General features: G+C 30.2%; 18 protein-coding genes. 14 read left to right on the forward strand and 4 right to left on the reverse strand.

What is annotated here, in order from left to right:
- Positions 1-2514, forward strand: a 2514-nt coding sequence (gene carB / locus CHL78_RS14535; protein ID WP_116041509.1) for a carbamoyl-phosphate synthase large subunit, incomplete at its 5' end; no start/stop codon positions are given.
- A 72-nt stretch (positions 2515-2586) separates the two neighbouring features.
- On the opposite strand, the gene CHL78_RS14540 is transcribed toward carB, so the two are convergent.
- The gene (locus tag CHL78_RS14540) at positions 2587-3318 is read right to left on the reverse strand and encodes a DUF3298 and DUF4163 domain-containing protein (protein ID WP_094367663.1); all 732 of its coding nucleotides are present in this window, start codon (positions 3316-3318) and stop codon (positions 2587-2589) included.
- 313 nt (positions 3319-3631) lie between these two features.
- On the opposite strand from CHL78_RS14540, the gene CHL78_RS14545 reads away from it, so the two are divergent.
- Genes CHL78_RS14545 through CHL78_RS14555 form a run of 3 tightly spaced genes read left to right on the forward strand, consistent with a single transcriptional unit; the run spans position 3632 to position 6064 of the window.
- Positions 3632-4504, forward strand: coding sequence for a class I SAM-dependent methyltransferase (locus tag CHL78_RS14545; protein WP_094367664.1), 873 nt, complete (start codon positions 3632-3634; stop codon positions 4502-4504).
- Positions 4504-5184: an RluA family pseudouridine synthase gene (locus CHL78_RS14550; protein ID WP_094367665.1), complete on the forward strand. Its 681-nt coding sequence runs from the start codon at positions 4504-4506 to the stop codon at positions 5182-5184. The genes CHL78_RS14545 and CHL78_RS14550 overlap by 1 nt, the downstream gene beginning before the upstream one ends.
- A gap of 22 nt (positions 5185-5206) precedes the next feature.
- The gene (locus CHL78_RS14555; RefSeq protein WP_094367666.1) at positions 5207-6064 is read left to right on the forward strand and encodes a MerR family transcriptional regulator; all 858 of its coding nucleotides are present in this window, start codon (positions 5207-5209) and stop codon (positions 6062-6064) included.
- A 169-nt stretch (positions 6065-6233) separates the two neighbouring features.
- Here the strand turns inward: CHL78_RS14555 and CHL78_RS20815 are convergent, their stop codons facing one another.
- On the reverse strand, positions 6234-6374 hold the full coding sequence (locus CHL78_RS20815; RefSeq protein WP_158540710.1) for a hypothetical protein: 141 nt from the start codon (positions 6372-6374) through the stop codon (positions 6234-6236).
- Between the two features lie 409 nt (positions 6375-6783).
- On the opposite strand from CHL78_RS20815, the gene CHL78_RS14560 reads away from it, so the two are divergent.
- The 9 genes from CHL78_RS14560 to CHL78_RS14595 all read left to right on the forward strand — a co-directional run bounded on the left by CHL78_RS14560 (position 6784) and on the right by CHL78_RS14595 (position 14169).
- A complete protein-coding gene (locus CHL78_RS14560) occupies positions 6784-7956 on the forward strand; it encodes a trans-sulfuration enzyme family protein (protein WP_094367667.1) in 1173 nt (390 codons plus the stop codon).
- 27 nt (positions 7957-7983) lie between these two features.
- A complete protein-coding gene (locus CHL78_RS14565; RefSeq protein WP_094367668.1) occupies positions 7984-9237 on the forward strand; it encodes an MFS transporter in 1254 nt (417 codons plus the stop codon).
- A gap of 187 nt (positions 9238-9424) precedes the next feature.
- Complete coding sequence (locus CHL78_RS14570; RefSeq protein ID WP_094367669.1) at positions 9425-10819, forward strand: sodium:solute symporter family protein; 1395 nt, start codon at positions 9425-9427, stop codon at positions 10817-10819.
- A gap of 14 nt (positions 10820-10833) precedes the next feature.
- Positions 10834-11061, forward strand: coding sequence for a hypothetical protein (locus tag CHL78_RS14575; RefSeq protein ID WP_094367670.1), 228 nt, complete (start codon positions 10834-10836; stop codon positions 11059-11061).
- Between the two features lie 26 nt (positions 11062-11087).
- Complete coding sequence (locus CHL78_RS14580) at positions 11088-11624, forward strand: hypothetical protein (RefSeq protein WP_094367671.1); 537 nt, start codon at positions 11088-11090, stop codon at positions 11622-11624.
- 75 nt (positions 11625-11699) lie between these two features.
- Positions 11700-12404 carry a peptide arginase family protein gene (locus tag CHL78_RS14585; protein WP_094367672.1) on the forward strand — a complete coding sequence of 235 codons (705 nt, stop codon included), beginning with the start codon at positions 11700-11702 and terminating at the stop codon, positions 12402-12404.
- A gap of 95 nt (positions 12405-12499) precedes the next feature.
- Complete coding sequence (locus CHL78_RS14590) at positions 12500-12997, forward strand: SEC-C metal-binding domain-containing protein (RefSeq protein ID WP_094367673.1); 498 nt, start codon at positions 12500-12502, stop codon at positions 12995-12997.
- A gap of 27 nt (positions 12998-13024) precedes the next feature.
- Complete coding sequence (locus tag CHL78_RS21015) at positions 13025-13168, forward strand: hypothetical protein (RefSeq protein WP_199534066.1); 144 nt, start codon at positions 13025-13027, stop codon at positions 13166-13168.
- A gap of 65 nt (positions 13169-13233) precedes the next feature.
- Positions 13234-14169 carry a dipeptidase gene (locus tag CHL78_RS14595; RefSeq protein WP_094367675.1) on the forward strand — a complete coding sequence of 312 codons (936 nt, stop codon included), beginning with the start codon at positions 13234-13236 and terminating at the stop codon, positions 14167-14169.
- Between the two features lie 92 nt (positions 14170-14261).
- Here CHL78_RS14595 and CHL78_RS14600 read toward each other — a convergent pair whose 3' ends face one another.
- The gene (locus CHL78_RS14600; protein ID WP_116041512.1) at positions 14262-15182 is read right to left on the reverse strand and encodes a pseudouridine-5'-phosphate glycosidase; all 921 of its coding nucleotides are present in this window, start codon (positions 15180-15182) and stop codon (positions 14262-14264) included.
- Positions 15176-16270 (reverse strand): PfkB family carbohydrate kinase, encoded by a 1095-nt coding sequence (locus CHL78_RS14605; RefSeq protein WP_094368872.1) that lies wholly within the window; start codon positions 16268-16270, stop codon positions 15176-15178. Before CHL78_RS14605 ends, CHL78_RS14600 begins: the two co-directional genes overlap by 7 nt.
- A gap of 178 nt (positions 16271-16448) precedes the next feature.
- Between CHL78_RS14605 and yabG the strand changes: the two genes are divergently transcribed.
- Positions 16449-17309, forward strand: a complete 861-nt coding sequence (yabG, locus tag CHL78_RS14610; protein ID WP_094368871.1) for a sporulation peptidase YabG — start codon at positions 16449-16451, stop codon at positions 17307-17309.
- The last annotated feature ends 123 nt before the right edge of the window (positions 17310-17432 follow it).

Consider the following 17432-nt stretch of genomic DNA (forward strand, 5'->3'; position numbering starts at 1 on the left):
TGTAATATGGAAAATATAGATCCAGTAGGAGTTCATACAGGAGATAGTATAGTTGTCGCTCCTAGCCAGACTTTAAGCGATAAAGAATACCAAATGCTTAGAAAAGCATCTATAGATATAATAAATGCAATCGAAGTTAAAGGTGGATGTAACGTACAGATAGCACTTCACCCTCACAGCTTAGAATATGCAATAATAGAAATAAACCCAAGAGTTAGTAGATCATCAGCATTAGCTTCTAAGGCAACTGGTTACCCAATAGCAAAAGTTGCAGCAAAAATAGCTTTAGGATACACATTAGATGAAATACAAAATGCCGTTACTAAGAAAACTTATGCATGTTTCGAGCCAACTTTAGACTACGTAGTAGTTAAGATACCAAAGTGGCCATTTGATAAATTCAAGCAAGCAAACAGAAAATTAGGAACAAAAATGATGGCAACAGGAGAGATAATGAGTATAGGAAGCAACTTTGAAGCTGCTATACTTAAGGGAATAAGATCTCTTGAAATAGGAAAATACTCTTTAGTTCATGCTCCTTCAGAAGAAAGAAGTATAGAGGAATTAAAATCTAGAGTAGTAGTTCCAGATGATGAAAGATTATTCGATTTAGCTGAAATGATAAGAAGAGGCTATAAGTTAGAAATGATAGAGCAAATCACAGGTGTAGACAAGTGGTTTATAAATAAATTCAAGTGGATAGTAGAGCAAGAAGAAAAACTAAAAGGAATGAAAATAGAAGAATTAAGTAAAGATTACTTACTTCAATTAAAGAAAAAAGGATTCTCAGATAAAGCTATAGCAGACCTAATGAAAATAAGTCCTGGTAAAGTTTATGAATTAAGAACTTTATATAATATAAAGCCTTCTTATAAGATGGTTGATACTTGTGGAGGAGAGTTCGATGCATTATCTCCATACTACTATTCAACTTACGAGCAATATGATGAAGTTGAAATAAGTGACAAGAAAAAAGTTATAGTTCTAGGTTCTGGTCCAATAAGAATCGGTCAAGGGATTGAGTTTGACTACTGTTCAGTTCACTGTGTAAAATCTTTAAGAAAAATGGGAATAGAGACTATAATAGTTAACAATAACCCAGAAACAGTAAGTACAGACTTCGATACATCTGATAAATTATACTTCGAGCCACTAACAGAAGAAGATGTATTAAACATAATAGAAAAAGAAAATCCAGATGGAGTTATACTTCAATTTGGTGGACAAACTGCAATAAAATTAGCTAAGTTCTTAAATGAAAAGAATATAAAGATACTTGGTACTGACTTTGACGATATAGATGCAGCAGAAGATAGAGAAAAATTCGATGATTTATTAGAAAGATTAGATATAAATAGACCAAAAGGAAAAGCTGTATGGTCAGTAAAAGAAGGTATAGAGGAAGCTACTAAATTAGGTTACCCTGTACTTGTTAGACCTTCTTATGTACTTGGTGGTCAAGGTATGGAAATAAACTATGAAGAGCATAAGTTAGAATCGTACTTACAAAGTGCATTTGAAAGAGATAAGAAAAACCCGGTACTTATAGATAAGTACTTAACAGGTAGAGAAATAGAAGTAGATGCTATATGTGATGGTACAGATATATTAATACCAGGTATAATGGAGCATTTAGAAAGAGCTGGAGTGCACTCTGGAGATAGTATAACAATGTATCCTAGCCAAAATGTAAATGATGACATAAAAGCTAAGATATTAGACTATACTAAGAAAATCGCATTAGAACTTAATGTACTTGGAATGGTTAATATACAATTTATAGAGTTCCAAAATGAATTATATATAATAGAAGTTAACCCAAGAGCAAGTAGAACAGTTCCATATATAAGTAAAGTAAGTAATGTACCTATAGTAGACTTAGCTACTAAATGTATGTTAGGAGAAAAATTAAAAGATATGGGATATGGAACAGGGGTTTATAAAGAGCCAAAATTAGTTTCAGTTAAAGTTCCGGTGTTCTCAATGTCAAAATTAGCTAGAGTAGATATAAGCTTAGGACCTGAAATGAAATCTACAGGAGAAGTTTTAGGTGTAGGTGAAAATCTAGAAGAAGCTTTATACAAAGGGTTTATAGCTGCAGGTAAAGAAATGTCTGATAAGAGAGGCGTTGTACTTGCAACTGTAAATAACTATGATAAAGAAGAGTTTATGGCAATAGCTAAAGATATGAAAGAACTAGGATATACTTTTGTAGCTACAGAAGGAACAGCAAAAATACTAAAAGAAAATGGAATAGAATCTACTATAGTAAATAGAGTAGAAGAAGCTAGACCAAACATATTAGATGCGATAAGAAATAAGCAAGTTGATATAGTTATAAATACTCCTACTAAAGGAAATGATTCTACAAGAGATGGGTTTAAGATAAGAAGGATAGCGACTGAGTTTTCAACAGAGGTTATGACATCTTTAGATACTTTAAAAGCATTAGTAGATGTTAAGAAGAAAGACATAAAAAATGCTGGATTAAAAGTGTATAATATAGCTGAATAATAAATTATAGATTGAAAAATCACAAGTACAAATTAAAGTACTTGTGATTTTTATTTTATATAGGAAACAACGTTAAAATCTTCTGTGAAGTTTTCTCCTAGAAAGATTTTGTGCAGAACAATATAAACGAGTATTTATATAAGGCGCAAAATTATTGAAGTTTAATTTAAACATAGGTATACCGAACTCTTCAGGTGCTATTTCATCTACTCCAAAATATATAACGATACCATCATCAGTTAGATAAAATGCTTGGTCATTGGGTATTTCAACAGTAATATTAGGGTAATATAAATCTTTATTTTGATTTATTTTATTAGTTACATAATCAGTAATAAGTCTGATATAATCAACACCTTCATTAAAAATATTTTTTAGGGTGATTATATTTCCTTTAAGTAAATCATAGTTATAGTTATTTAATTCATCATACCTCGGGCCATAGGTTCCAGCATTTCCTCTTAAATCTAAAATAACGCTTAAAATATGATTTTTACTGAATGTAACAGCATAGTTTGATGTTACAGTGTAATTTCTCTTTGGAAGAGCATTTTGAGCAGACGAATTATTATAATCATTTTTCTCCTCTAATAAACCATCTCTAAAATCATAAACATCTGTTTTGATAGTAGAACTTATATTGTTTAATATTTCTGGATCTACACGAAAATAATTATTTTGAAGGTTATAAAAAACAGGATATTGTAGGTTATATCTAAATAAATTTTCTACGCCAAAATCTTGATTAAATTGAGTAAATAATAGGTTATATATACAACTCCACATATCTTGAGAACTTGCCATAGAAGTTTCCCCCCTTATAAAAATCAATTACAATATACTATGCGAAAATAAAATATATAGTTAATAAATTTGTTATAATACACAAAATTTTATTAAAATGTATTTTATGAATAGATATATTGGCAATAATATTTTGATATATAGTATTAAATTTTATAAATTAATACAAAGTTATTATATTTTTAGTATTGATTAAATATGATAAGGAAAAAGAGAAAACCTATAAGAATATAAAGTAAGGAAAATACCAAAAATATAAGCGATTATATGGTATAATACATAAGATTAAGAGTAATTTTACAGGAGGCAGACGATGTTATTATTAGCAGATAAATGGCAAGACTATGAATTAATAGATATGGGTAACGGAGAAAAATTAGAAAAATGGGGAGACTACGTATTAAGAAGACCAGATCCACAAATAATGTGGCCAATGGCATCAGAATGGTCTTTATGGAAGAATCCTCACGGTCATTACCACAGAAGTGCTAGAGGTGGAGGACAATGGGAACATAAAAAGAAATATCCTGAAAAATGGGTTATAAGCTATAAGGATTTAAAATTTAATATAAGCCCAACAGGATTTAAACATACAGGATTATTCCCAGAGCAAGCAGCTAACTGGGATTGGTCAATGGATTTAATAAAAAATGCAAAGAGACCAATAAAAGTATTAAACCTTTTCGCATATACAGGAGGAGCTACAGTGGCTTGTGCAGCTGCAGGAGCAGAAGTATGTCACGTAGATGCTTCTAAAGGTATGGTAGCTTGGGCAAAAGAAAATGTACAAACATCAGGACTAGGAGATAGAAAAGTAAGATTTATAGTTGATGATGTTGTTAAGTTTGTTGAAAGAGAAGTAAGAAGAGGAAACAAATACGACGCTATAATAATGGATCCACCATCTTACGGAAGAGGACCAAAAGGTGAAGTATGGCAAATAGAAGAAAAGTTATATGGATTAGTTGATCTATGTACAAAAGTATTATCAGATGAGCCATTATTCTTCTTAATAAACTCATATACTACAGGTTTATCACCAATAATTCTTGAGCATATATTAGATGCTACTGTTGCTAAAAAAGCAAAAGGTGGAAAAATATACGGAGGAGAAATAGGACTACCAGCTTCAAGAGATGGTAAAGTACTTCCTTGTGGTATATTTGGAAGATGGGAGTCTAAGTAATGATTAAGGTCATATACGAAGATAATCATTTATTAGTAGTAGAAAAGCCAGTAAATATACTTTCTCAAGGTGATGACACAAATGATAAAGATATGGTTAACCTATTAAAGGACTATGTTAAGAATAAGTATAATAAGCCTGGAAATGTTTATATAGGGCTGGTTCATAGATTAGACAGGCCAGTTGGTGGTATTATGGTGTTTGCAAAAACTTCAAAAGCTGCATCTAGACTATCAGAGCAAGTTAGAAATAAGACTTTTAAGAAAACTTATAGAGCTGTTATACATGGAACAATGAATAAGAATAATGACACCTTAAAAGATTATCTTTATAAAAATAAAAAAACTAATATGGTGACTGTAGTTAACAAAAATCACAAAGAAGCTAAAGATGCTATATTAGATTATGAAACTTTAGGAACTAAACAAGGATTTAGTCTTGTTGAGATTGACTTAAAAACAGGAAGATCTCATCAAATAAGAGTACAGTTTGCAAGTAGAAAGCATCCTTTATTTGGAGATCAAAGATATGGACAAGATGTAAATAAAGTTGGACAACAAATATCTTTATGGTCTCATAAAATAGAGATAGTTCATCCTACGACAAAGGAAAAGCTAGAGTTTACTTGTGAGCCACCAAATGAGTATCCTTGGAACTTATTTGGTGAATCTAAAAAATAAGTCATCTAGGGGTTGAGATTATATGCCTAAGTACTTTTCCATAGGCGAAATGGCTAAACTTCACAAAATAAGTATACAAACTTTGAGATACTATGATCAGATAGACTTGTTTAAGCCTGTTTATGTTGATCAAGAAAGTAATTATAGATATTATTCAATAGATCAATTTTCTCAATTAGATATAATTAAGTATTTAAAATATCTAGGTATGCCTCTAAAAGAAATAAAAAGCAAATTAGAGGAAAATAATGAGGAAATATTAAAGTTATTAACTAATAAAATAGATATAGTTGATGAAAAAATAAAAGAGCTGGAACTAATTAAGAAAGTACTAAACACAAAAAGAGAAACTGTTGAAAAAGGTACTAAGGTAGATGAAGTAGGAAATATAATTAGGAAACATATACCCAATAGAAGTATTTTATCTATGGATTATGAGATTGGATTAAGTCATGAAGAAACTATGGAGCTTTCAAGGCGACAAATTGCTAATATATTAGAAGAAAATATATCTGTATTTTATGGAGGCGTAAGTGGTTTAGTATCTATGGAAAAAGTAATTAAAGATAAAAAGGTTACTTATGAAAATAGTTTTGTGACTGTTGAAAGAGAGTTATTTAATAACAAAGCTCAAAAATATATAAAAGAAATATCTTCTGGAGAGTTTATATGTATGACTTATAAAGGTCCATATAGTAAGAACTATGAACACTTTGAAAAACTTATAAACTATATAGAATATAAAAGAATACCAGTGGAAGATAGTATATATGAGATTCCGATAATAGACCCGCTATCTACTAGTAATGAGCAAGAACTTCTAACTGAGATACAAATACAAGTTAAAAGAAGAGAAATAGACTTAAGATGCTTGGTTTAAAACTAGACTGAGCATTGTAATAGAAATATATAGATGTTTTAAACTATTGTCTAAGAATAAATAAAAATGTCCTATAGTAGTGTATCTACTATAGGACATTTTTATTTTGTAGAGTTAATCTAATAAACTAGGTTAACTCTACGCTGTATTTTTTATAATAAACTTTAGATTAGATATGAACTAATTCTAAATCATTTATATTCTTATCAATATTATCTCCTTGAAATGCTAATCCATCTGTTAAAGCGTATGCTGTAAAAGTAAGTATGAAAGGGAATAATATTATTATTGCTAATGCTAATGTTATCATTGTAATTCCTCCTTAGTATTTAACTTGTAAATGTATTATAAATCCTTAACCTTAAATTATTATGATTGTATTCTTAAATAAATCTTAAAGTTTATTTGCTATAAATTTATTATACTAAACAAATAATAAAAAAGCCTTACGGCCATATTATACTTTACTGACAATTTTGTAAGATTTATCACGAAAAAATTGTGAAAAAATTACTTATATTGTTGACTCTATAGTAACTATAGACTTTATAATGATAAATAGATAAGCGAAAAACAGAAAAAACTGTCGTAAAGCTTAATATAAACATGAATATAAATTTATATTATAAATTGTATTGTATAAATCAAATAAAGTAAAAATACAGGTTGAAATTTAACTATGAAAACGTTATTTAAGATAACTATAGGAGGAATGAAAAGTGAGTAATAATCTTAATCATGATCTAGAAACAAAAATAATTCACTGGGGACATAAGCCAGATCCAGCTACTGGATCATTAGCAAGCCCTATATACCAAACAGCTACATTTGCTGCGAATTCAGTAGAACACTTTGAAGAGTTATGTAGAACTTGGGGGTATGTCTATACAAGAGAGTGTAATCCAACATTAACAGAACTAGAATCAAAACTAGCTATGCTTGAAAATGCAGAAAGTGCAATTGTAAGTACATCAGGTATGGGTGCTATAACATCTGCTATATTAGCTTTAGTAAAAAGTGGAGATCATATAGTAAGTTCAGATGGAATTTTCTCTCATTCTAAATTATTTATGAGTGAACTATTAACTAAATTTAATGTGGAAGTTACATTTGTTGATGCTATGGATCCTCAAAATATAAAAAATGCTTTAAAGTCAAATACTAAAATAGTTTATATAGAAAGTCCTCTAAACCCATCTCTTGATTTAGTTGACATAAAGACTATATCAGATATAGCTCACGAAAATAAGAGTATAGTAATGGTTGATAGTACTTTTGCAACACCAATAATACAACAACCAATAGATTTAGGCGCAGATTTAGTAGTTCATAGTTTAACTAAATTTATAAATGGTCATGGAGATACTCTAGGTGGAGCGGTAGTTGGTTCTAAAGAACTAATAGACTTAGTTAGATGGCCAAGCTTATGTTGCTTTACTGGTGCATCGTTACCTCCAATGAGCGCATGGATGATATTAAGAGGTATGAAAACTTTAGATATGAGAATGAAAAAGCACTGTGAAAATGGATTAGCAGTAGCTGAATTCCTAAGTGAAGAAGATTGTGTTGAGTTAGTAAAATACCCAGGTATAAAGTCTCATCCACAATATGACCTTTGCCAAACTCAAATGAACGGCTTAGGAGGAGGTATAGTCTCATTTAAATTAAAAGACGGAATAAATGGATTAACTAGAGATCAAGCAAGTAGAAAGTTGGTGAACTCTTTAGAATTAGCTACTATAGCTACTAGCTTAGGAGAAGAACATACTTTAGTTCAAATGAACGGTGAAAATCTAATAAGGATAGCTACTGGGCTTGAATCATCAAAAGACATTATAAATGATTTTAAGCAAGCAATGGACAAAATAACTAAGAAATCGATTCATATATAAAGGTATAGACTAATGGAGGATACAAAAATGGAAAAACAAAAGAATTTTAAAAGGTTCTTGATAATATTTATATTGGCATTTGGAACGACGGCAATGTATAGCTTACCGTACATGAAGTCGTCATTCTATGATCCAATGCAACAAGCATTACAATTAACTCATACTCAAATAGGGAACTTACTAAGCTTATATGGACTAGTAGGGATGGTATCATACTTTGTAGGAGGATGGTTTGCTGATAGATTCTCAGTTAGACTACTATTAACTTTTTCATTAGTTGCTTCGGGGGCGTTAGGATTCTATTTCTCAACATTCCCTTCTTATAACATGATACTTCTAACATTTGTATTATGGGGAATAACTACAATATTAACATTTTTCTCAGCTTCAGTTAAAGTTGTAAGAATGCAAGGTAGTGAATCAGAGCAAGGTAGAATATTTGGATTCTATGAAGGGTTATCGGGGATATCAGGTACATTAATATCTTTCATAGGATTATATTTCTTTGGTAAATTCGCAGAAATAACTGTTGGATTTAAGTATGTTGTTTGGCTATATTCAGCAGCATCTATAATCTGTGGTATCTTATTATTTTTCTTAGTAGAGGAAAAGAAAGAAAATAAGTCATCAGAAGAGAGTGCAAGCTTTAAGTCTGTGATGAAAGTTGTAACTATGCCAAAGGCTTGGTTAATAGGTCTTATAATATTCTCAACATATCTAGTATTCTCGAGCTTAACATACTTAAGCCCGTACTTATCAGAAGTATATGTAATGCCAATGACTTTAGTTTCTGCTTTATCAATAGTTAGAACTTATGTTATAAAAATGGGGGCTTCTCCTGCAGCTGGTATAATAACAGACAAAGTTGGATCATCTATAAAAGTTATGTTTATAGGATTTATAGTAATGGCTATAAGTGCTGCTGCTTACTTAGTTATACCTAAGGATAAAGGGTTTATGGTGATAGCAGTTATAAATATGTTAGTATTAAGTGCAATACTATTTGCTTTCAGAGGAATATATTTTGCTTCGGTATCGGAGTCTAATATATCGATAGAAACAACAGGTGCTGTAGTTGGATTTGCATCATTTATAGGATTTTCTCCAGATGCATTTTACTATACTCTTGCAGGAAGTTGGCTAGATAAATTTGGGCAAACAGGATATACTTATATATTTGCTCTTTCAGTAGTATGTGCTTTAATAGGGGTATTTGCAACATATATGTTAAATAAAATAAACAAAAAAGAAAAAGAAGCACTACAAAATCAAACTGTATAGAAGTGGTTTTGTAAATTAATACAACTCTACCCACCTTGTTAAAGGTGGGTAGAGTTATTACACTTTATAAAAATATATTGTAAAAAAATGTAAAGTTTAATTAAAAATAATAGTGAATTTTGATAGTGGTAAAACTAATTAGAGTTTATACTGAAAAGTTTGCGCTTAAAATTTATGGAGGATAAACATGCTAACATCTTGGGAAAATGCAATTATAGTAGTATTTGGCTTGTTATTATTAGGAGTAGGATACTATTTTTCTAGAAATATAAAAGATATGGAAAGTTATTATTTAGGAAATCGTAGCTTGCCGTGGTCATTGATAGTAGGTACTCTTGTGGCGTCATGGTACGGAGGCGTTGGAACGGTAGGAAGTGTCGAGTATGCAGCTATATATGGATTGTCTGCATGGGCAATTTGGTCAATAGCAGCTCATATTGGTAGGATGCCATTGGCGCTTTGGGTTGGACCTAAAATTCATATAAGGACAGATATAACGGTGCCTGATTTACTGGAGGGATTCTACGGAAAACATGTTGCAATAATTGGAGCGGTTTTGATGTTTATATACTGCGCTCAACTTGGTGAAATAACGGCTATGGGTACTATTGGTCAAGTTGCCTGGGGGATAGATAAAGAAACTATAGGGTTTATTTTAGTTATTATAGTTGTATTGTTGACAGTGCTTGGTGGACTTATGGGAGTTGCCATAACTGATATGGTATTATTTTTCTGCATGGTATTTGGTCTTACTATGGTTATGCCAGGGCAGTTTGAGCAAATTGGTGGATTTCAAGGGCTAACGGAGGCTCTCAAAGATGCACCTCAGCTTATGCATCCAACACAGGGGATGTCAGGTATGAAGGCGCTAATGCTTATAGTTTATTCGTTTGGAGCATATTCTGATCCTACTTTCTATCAAAGGTTCTCAGCAGCGGACTCTCCTAAGGTAGGAAGAAGAGCTTTATTAACTTGTTTTACTCTATGGATATGTTTTGATTTAGTATTAACTATAACAGGGCTTATTGTAAGAGCTACCTATCCAGATATACCACCAGCGGCAGGATATATAACTTTAGTATTAGACACTTTACCAAAGGGAATAAGAGTAATATTTATTATAGGGATATTAGGGTCTATAATTTCTACATTAGATAGCTATTATCTTGCAGCAGGCGCGACACTAGCTAACGATATATATGGACGATTAACTAAGAAAGAATTATCTCAAAGGCAGTTAGTGAAACTTACAAGAATAGGCGTCTGTTTAGCAGCTGTTATGGGATTAAGTGTTGCATTTAGATTTGAAAACGTTTATGATGCATGTCTTTTTGTAGGTAGTATATGGATGGGATCAGCGTTTGTACCTATAGTTGGCGGCCTGTTAGGAAATGGAAGAAGAACTGCTATGGGTGGTATTCTATCTATGATTGTAGGAGGAGTTTCATTTGGATACTTTAAGATGTTCCCAATACAAAATTTTGAACTAGAGCCACTTATAATAGCTATACCACTATCATTTATTGCATGGTGTATTGGAAATAGGATTGGTAAAAATTTAAATACGGAAAATAGATTATAAAAGGAGTAATAAATATGTCTAAGTTAGTATCTAAAGTAAAAAAAGATTTAGAAATAAAATGGTTTGGTATAGATGGTTTTTTAGTTTTATTATACTTTTTAGTAACTGGGTTTATATTTTATGGTATAGTAACAAAAAATGATTTTATAATAGGCAAAATAATTCCATATGGTGTTATGGTAGCAGTAATATTAATTTTCTTTGATTATTTATTTAGAATTTATAAAATGATTAAAAAATAATAACTTACAGAAAAGAAGGATATAAGATGGAGATAAATGCATTACCATTAAAGCTTACACAAGAAGATGCTGTAGATATAGCTAAAAAGGGTAGAGGGTCTTTTTTAAGTAAACTATTACTTATGAAAAAAGATGCTCATGAGGTTAGACTACATTATATAGAGTTTAAGTTGGTAACTATAGAAATAAGATACAATAAATCAGGATTTAGAAAATCCAATAAACATGATAAAACTCATATAATTAAAATACTAATTAATGGGTCTACAGGATCGGGTAGTGTTGTAAATGATGTACCTAAGGTTATAAAGGTTAAAAATATTAATAGAGATATAGTCCAGTATAGTGATAAAGATGAAAGTAGAGTACGAGGTAAGGCGAATAAAATGGCTATGAGAATCACACATAGATTTATGGGTGGAGTTCCAGATATTAAGATTATTAATATTGAAAGTTTCTTTAGACCTTATTGGGTAGTATTTTTTGGAGAAGTTAAGGCAAATAATAGAGTAAGCTATATGCCTGTAGAAGCGGATGGATTTGTTATAAATAGAGGATTTTAAATATAAATTGATACAATTTATATAGTATAATAGGTTAATACATATAATGAAAAATAAAATTTTAGAGGAGAAATTATGGATAAATATATAGGATTTTATATAGAGGAACCTATTGGAAATAATGAATTTTCCTACCAATATAGAAAAAATAAAAAAATATATGTTCCAAAGCTAATAAAAGGGAACTTCAGTAATGTTAAGGTAGGAGATAAGGTTGTATTTAATGAAATAGATGAAGAACAAGAAATAAGTGCAATAGGCTTAGAATACATGGTAATGAGTAATTTAGATAATAAAGATATTTATATTTTTGATAATCACAACCATGCATTTTATTTTTGGATAAAAAGCTTTAATATGGGGAAATTTACAAAAGAATGCAAGTTGGTTCATATAGACCAGCATAAGGATATGAGAGAGCCATATGACTATGATGTTGATATAGATAATATAGATGATGTATTTAGGTATACTAATAATGTTCTAAATGTAGGTAACTTTATACAACCTGCACTAAAACATAATCTATTTTCAGAGGTAGTTATAATTGATAGTTCTTATGGATTTGAGCTAGATATAGAAGGAGAGTTTGTTTTAGATATAGATTTAGATATTTTCTCTAAAGATATGGATTACATACCCTATGACGTAAAAATAAAAAAAATAAAGCAACTTATTAAAAAAGCAAAAGTAATAACTATAGCTAGCAGTCCATTTTTCATAGATCAGGAGTATGCTATAAAAGTATTAAAAGAATTATTTAATTATGATATAATATAAGAGTTAATTTAATAATTATGATATAATAAAGAGTTGTTAAAACTTTAAACAAAAATATTTTATATGAAAAGAGATATAATTAGGAGGATAAACATATGAGTTTATATACTGAATGGAGAAACTTAAGCGATAATCACGAAAGCCAAGAAGCGGAAATAAAGTTCTGGGAAGAGTACTTAAAAGTAGAAGCTGAAATATACAATGAAATATTAAACAATAAAATGGATACAGTTGAAGGTACTGTAACTGAATTAGCTGCTAAATTCAACACTACTAATGAATACATCATGGGATTCATAGATGGAATAAGCGAAAGTTTAAAAGAAGAAATAGAATTAGAAACTATAGAAGCTGACAAAGCTATATCTATAAAAATAGATTGGGAAAAATTATACTACAATATGATAGCTGTAGAAGCTCATTGGTTATACAACTTAAAAGGTTGGGAAGAAATATTACCAGAAGCGACGAGAAAAGAAATAGCTAAAGCTTGCAAAAGTGCTAAGACTGTAGTTAAAGAAGACAAAGTAGGAAGAAATGACGCTTGTCCATGTGGAAGCGGTAAAAAATACAAGAAGTGTTGTGGAAAGTAAGGTAAACTTATGTTTATTTTAAGATTTATGGATGAGGAAGATGATTTATCAGTAAAAGAGTTCGCATCTTTAACTGAGGTAAAAGAATTTGTGAATCAAAATAATCTAGAAAAAACATGGCACCAGATTGAAGAAGTAAAAAAAGTAATACCGAACTTAAAAGAAGATTAATAATAGCTGTCCTTAGTAGACAGCTATTTTAATATAAATATATGGATATAGGGGAGATTGAGAATATGAAATTGATAGATTTACATTGTGATACTATTTATAAACTTATGGAAAATGAATGTTTTAGATTAAGATGTAATGAATTTTCTGTGGACTTAGATAAATTAATAAGGGGAGATTCTTTGGCTCAGACGTTTGCGCTGTTCGTTGATACCAAAGAACATGATAATCCGTTTGAACGTTGCATGTCTATGGCTAATAGGTTTAATAACGAAATTTGCTTAAATAGTGATATTATAGCTCTAGCTACAAATTATAAGGATATCAAGCAAAATGAAAATAATAATAAACTATCTGCTTTATTATCTATAGAAGAGGGGGCTGTTTTAGAAGGTGAGATAGAAAATCTACAACATTTTTATGATTTAGGTGTTAGGATGATGACCCTAACTTGGAATCATAAAAATGAGATAGGGTATCCTCACTCTTATAGAGGAGAAGAACCTAAAGGTTTAACTAAATTTGGATTTGAAGTAGTTTATAAGATGAATGAGCTAGGTATGTTGATAGATGTATCTCATATATCTGATGAAGGTTTTTATGATGTAGCAAAAGTCTCAACAAAGCCATTTATAGCTACTCATTCTAATTCTAGAGTAGTTAAGAACCATAGTAGAAATTTAACTGACGATATGATTAGAGTTTTAGCAAATAGAGGTGGAGTAACTGGTATTAATTTCTATAATTCTTTTTTAGGTGAAGACAAAATAGGAACGATAGATGATATGATAAAACAAATTAAGCATATTATTAATATTGGTGGAATTGATGTTGTTGCAATTGGAACTGATTTTGACGGTATAGATTCAGATGTTGAAATAGAAGATATATCTCAGATGGGCAAATTAGCAATAGCTCTTGAAAAAGCTGGTTTATCTTGTGATGAAATAGATAAAATCTATTATAAAAATGCATTGAGAGTAATACAAGAAGTATTATAAATAATAAAAAAGCATATCCTTTGGACTTTAGATCCAAAAGATACGCTTTTTTTATATTGATTATTAAAATAAGTTACTTGCTTATGAATAAATTACTTGCTTATATCAGATAAATCTTTTGCTATTTGAGCAGCAACTTTAGCGTTGTTGTAAACTAACTCTATGTTAGATTCTAAACTCTTACCAGCAGTTATAGTCTTAACTCTATCTAATAAGAAAGGAGTTACTTTTTTACCAGCTATATTCTTTTCTTCAGCTTCTTTTAAAGCAGATTCTATAGCGTTAGTTATTGTATCGTAATCCATCTCGAATTCTTCTGGTATTGGGTTACCTATAACCATACCACCTTTTAAGTCTAAATCCCATTTAGCTTTTAAAGCAGTAGCAACTTCCATAGAAGATTCTACTCTGTAGTCCACACCAAATCCACTTCTTCTAGTGTAGAAAGCAGGCATCTCATCAGTACCAAATCCTATTACAGGAACTCCATTAGTTTCTAAGTACTCTAAAGTTAATCCTATGTCTAATATAGATTTTGCTCCTGCACATATTACAGCAACATCTGTGTTAGCTAATTCTTGTAAGTCAGCTGATATATCAAATGTTTCCTGAGCTCCTCTATGAACTCCTCCTATACCACCTGTAGCGAATACCTTAACTCCAGCTAAGTTAGCTAATATCATTGTAGTAGCAACTGTAGTAGCACCTGTTAATTTCTTTGATATTATAAATGGTAAGTCTCTTCTACTAGCCTTAACTACATCTTTGCTAGTTCCTAAGAATTCTATTTCTTCTTCAGTAAGACCAACTTTTAATACACCATCTATTATAGCTATAGTAGCAGGAACTGCTCCGTTTTCTCTTATTATTCTACTAACATTCTTAGCCATTTCTATATTTTTAGGGTAAGGCATACCATGAGATATTATAGTTGACTCTAATGCAACTACTGGCTCTCCTGCTGCTATTGCCTTTTGAACCTCTGGATGTACTTGTAAATATTTTTCTAACATAATATCATCTCCTTAAGTATTTTATCAACATTGTCTACAGACATGTTTGGATTTATTGTATTTTCATGAGAAAGTGCTACTATTGATGCGGCCATAGAGAACTTAGTAGAATACTCTAGTTCAAAATTATTTAAATAACTATAAACAAGCCCCGCTGTAAAAGCATCTCCAGCACCTGTTGCACTAACTATATTAACTGTTGCACCTTTTATATGCATACTTTCTTTTTTATTAGCACAGAATACACCATCTTTTCCAAGTGTTATAAAAATATTTTTTACACCCTTACCTAAGAAGTATTCTGAGCATTGTTTTAGATTATCTATACTATTTATTTTAATATTAGATAAAGCTTCTGCTTCATACTTATTTACTTTAATAGTATGGAAACGACCGACAATTTCTTTTATCTTCATACACTTTGAAGTAGATACTGTATCAACAAATATAGGTATATTTGAATAGTTTGTAGTAACATAGTCTATAACATCTTCAGATAAGTTAGTATCAATAACAATAGCTAAAGACTCACCTATAGCTTGATGTTTTGAAGAGATGTAATCTACATCCAACTTATCTAATATATCCATATGTGATATAGCAACCTGCATATCATTATCACCATTAAGTATAGAAACATATATTGAAGTTGAATGCTCATTAGATATAAAACAATCATCCACATCCATACCGAATTTTCTACACTCTGATAATATTTTATTTCCATATAAATCATTTCCAATTGCAGATATAAGTTTTGTCTTTATACCTAATCTACTGATGTTGTCGGCAATGTTTCTTCCGACTCCGCCTAAAGATATATCGACTTTACCTGGATTTGAATCAAACATAACAAGTTCTTTTTTAGGAATACCTTGAATATCCATGTTAGATCCACCGATAACTGTTATATAACTTCCGCTGCTTAAAATATATCCCTTACCCTTTATATATCCTTTTTTCATAAGGTTAGTTATATGTACTGCAATAGAAGAACGTGTTATACATAATTTATCAGCTAATTCTTGCTGAGAAATCATAGGATCTGTTTTTAAAATGTTTAAAATTTCTCTTTCGCGATCAGTCATATTTACCACCAAAACTAAATATTTGCTTACAAAAGTAAACATTTGTTTATATACATATTATCATTGTCTCACTTATTTTTCAACAAAAAAATCTTTTATATTCTACAAAATTAGGAACAAAAAATTTGACCTAACATAATATGAATGTAAGATAAGAATTTTATTGGGGAGGACAACTATGAAAATAGGAGATATAGTAGCGAGAAAATCATACAACAAAGATATTATCTTTAAAATAGTTGGATTTAATGTAGATGAAAATAACGAAAAATTAGCAATATTAAAGGGGATTGCTTTTAGAGTTATTGCTGATGCATATATAGATGACTTAGAAGTAGTAAAGATGCCTAGCATGGAAGATGTGATAATGAATAAGGATGTAGAAAGTTTACTATATAGATCAGTAAAGAAGGCTAAAGAAAGAGAAAAGAAGATGAATAGATCAGTACCTAAACTACAATCAAATACTAATGTTTATGGAATGCCAGGAAAAGTGTTGCAAATTGATGGGGATAAAGAATACTTAAAAATATGTTTAGATGTATATACTCAATTAGGGATTCCAGCTGTGGGAGTTGCAATACCAGAAGCAAATCAATACAAAGAAGTAAGATCATTACTAGAAAAACATAATCCGGATATACTAGTAATAACTGGTCATGATGCAATGACATCTAGAAAAGGAAATGTTAATGATATTAATAATTATAGAAATACAATGAATTTTATGAAGGCAGTTAAAGAAGCTCGTAAATGGCAACCTAATTTAGATAATCTGGTAATATTTGCAGGTGCTTGCCAATCAAACTATGAGTATTTAATAAAATCAGGGGCTAACTATGCTAGTTCACCAGGAAGAATAATGATACATGCATTAGATCCTGTGTTTGTAGTAGAAAAAATTGCTTGTTCAAGAATAGATATAATAGTTCCTATAGAAGAGGTTATAGATCAGACAGTTACAGGGATTAAAGGGGTTGGAGGATCAGAAACAAGAGGTAAATTTAGATGGGCAATGCCTAAATCTATGATGTATTAGTATAGTTGGAAAATATTATACAGTATATATATAAAAATACTATTGACTTTTGTCTAAAAAATATATAAAATAATTAGTTTGAACATTTGACAAAATCACATTTATATGATATTATGTAAACAT

The organism is Romboutsia weinsteinii (assembly GCF_002250835.2).
GTDB classification, from domain to species: Bacteria; Bacillota; Clostridia; order Peptostreptococcales; family Peptostreptococcaceae; genus Romboutsia_A; species Romboutsia_A weinsteinii.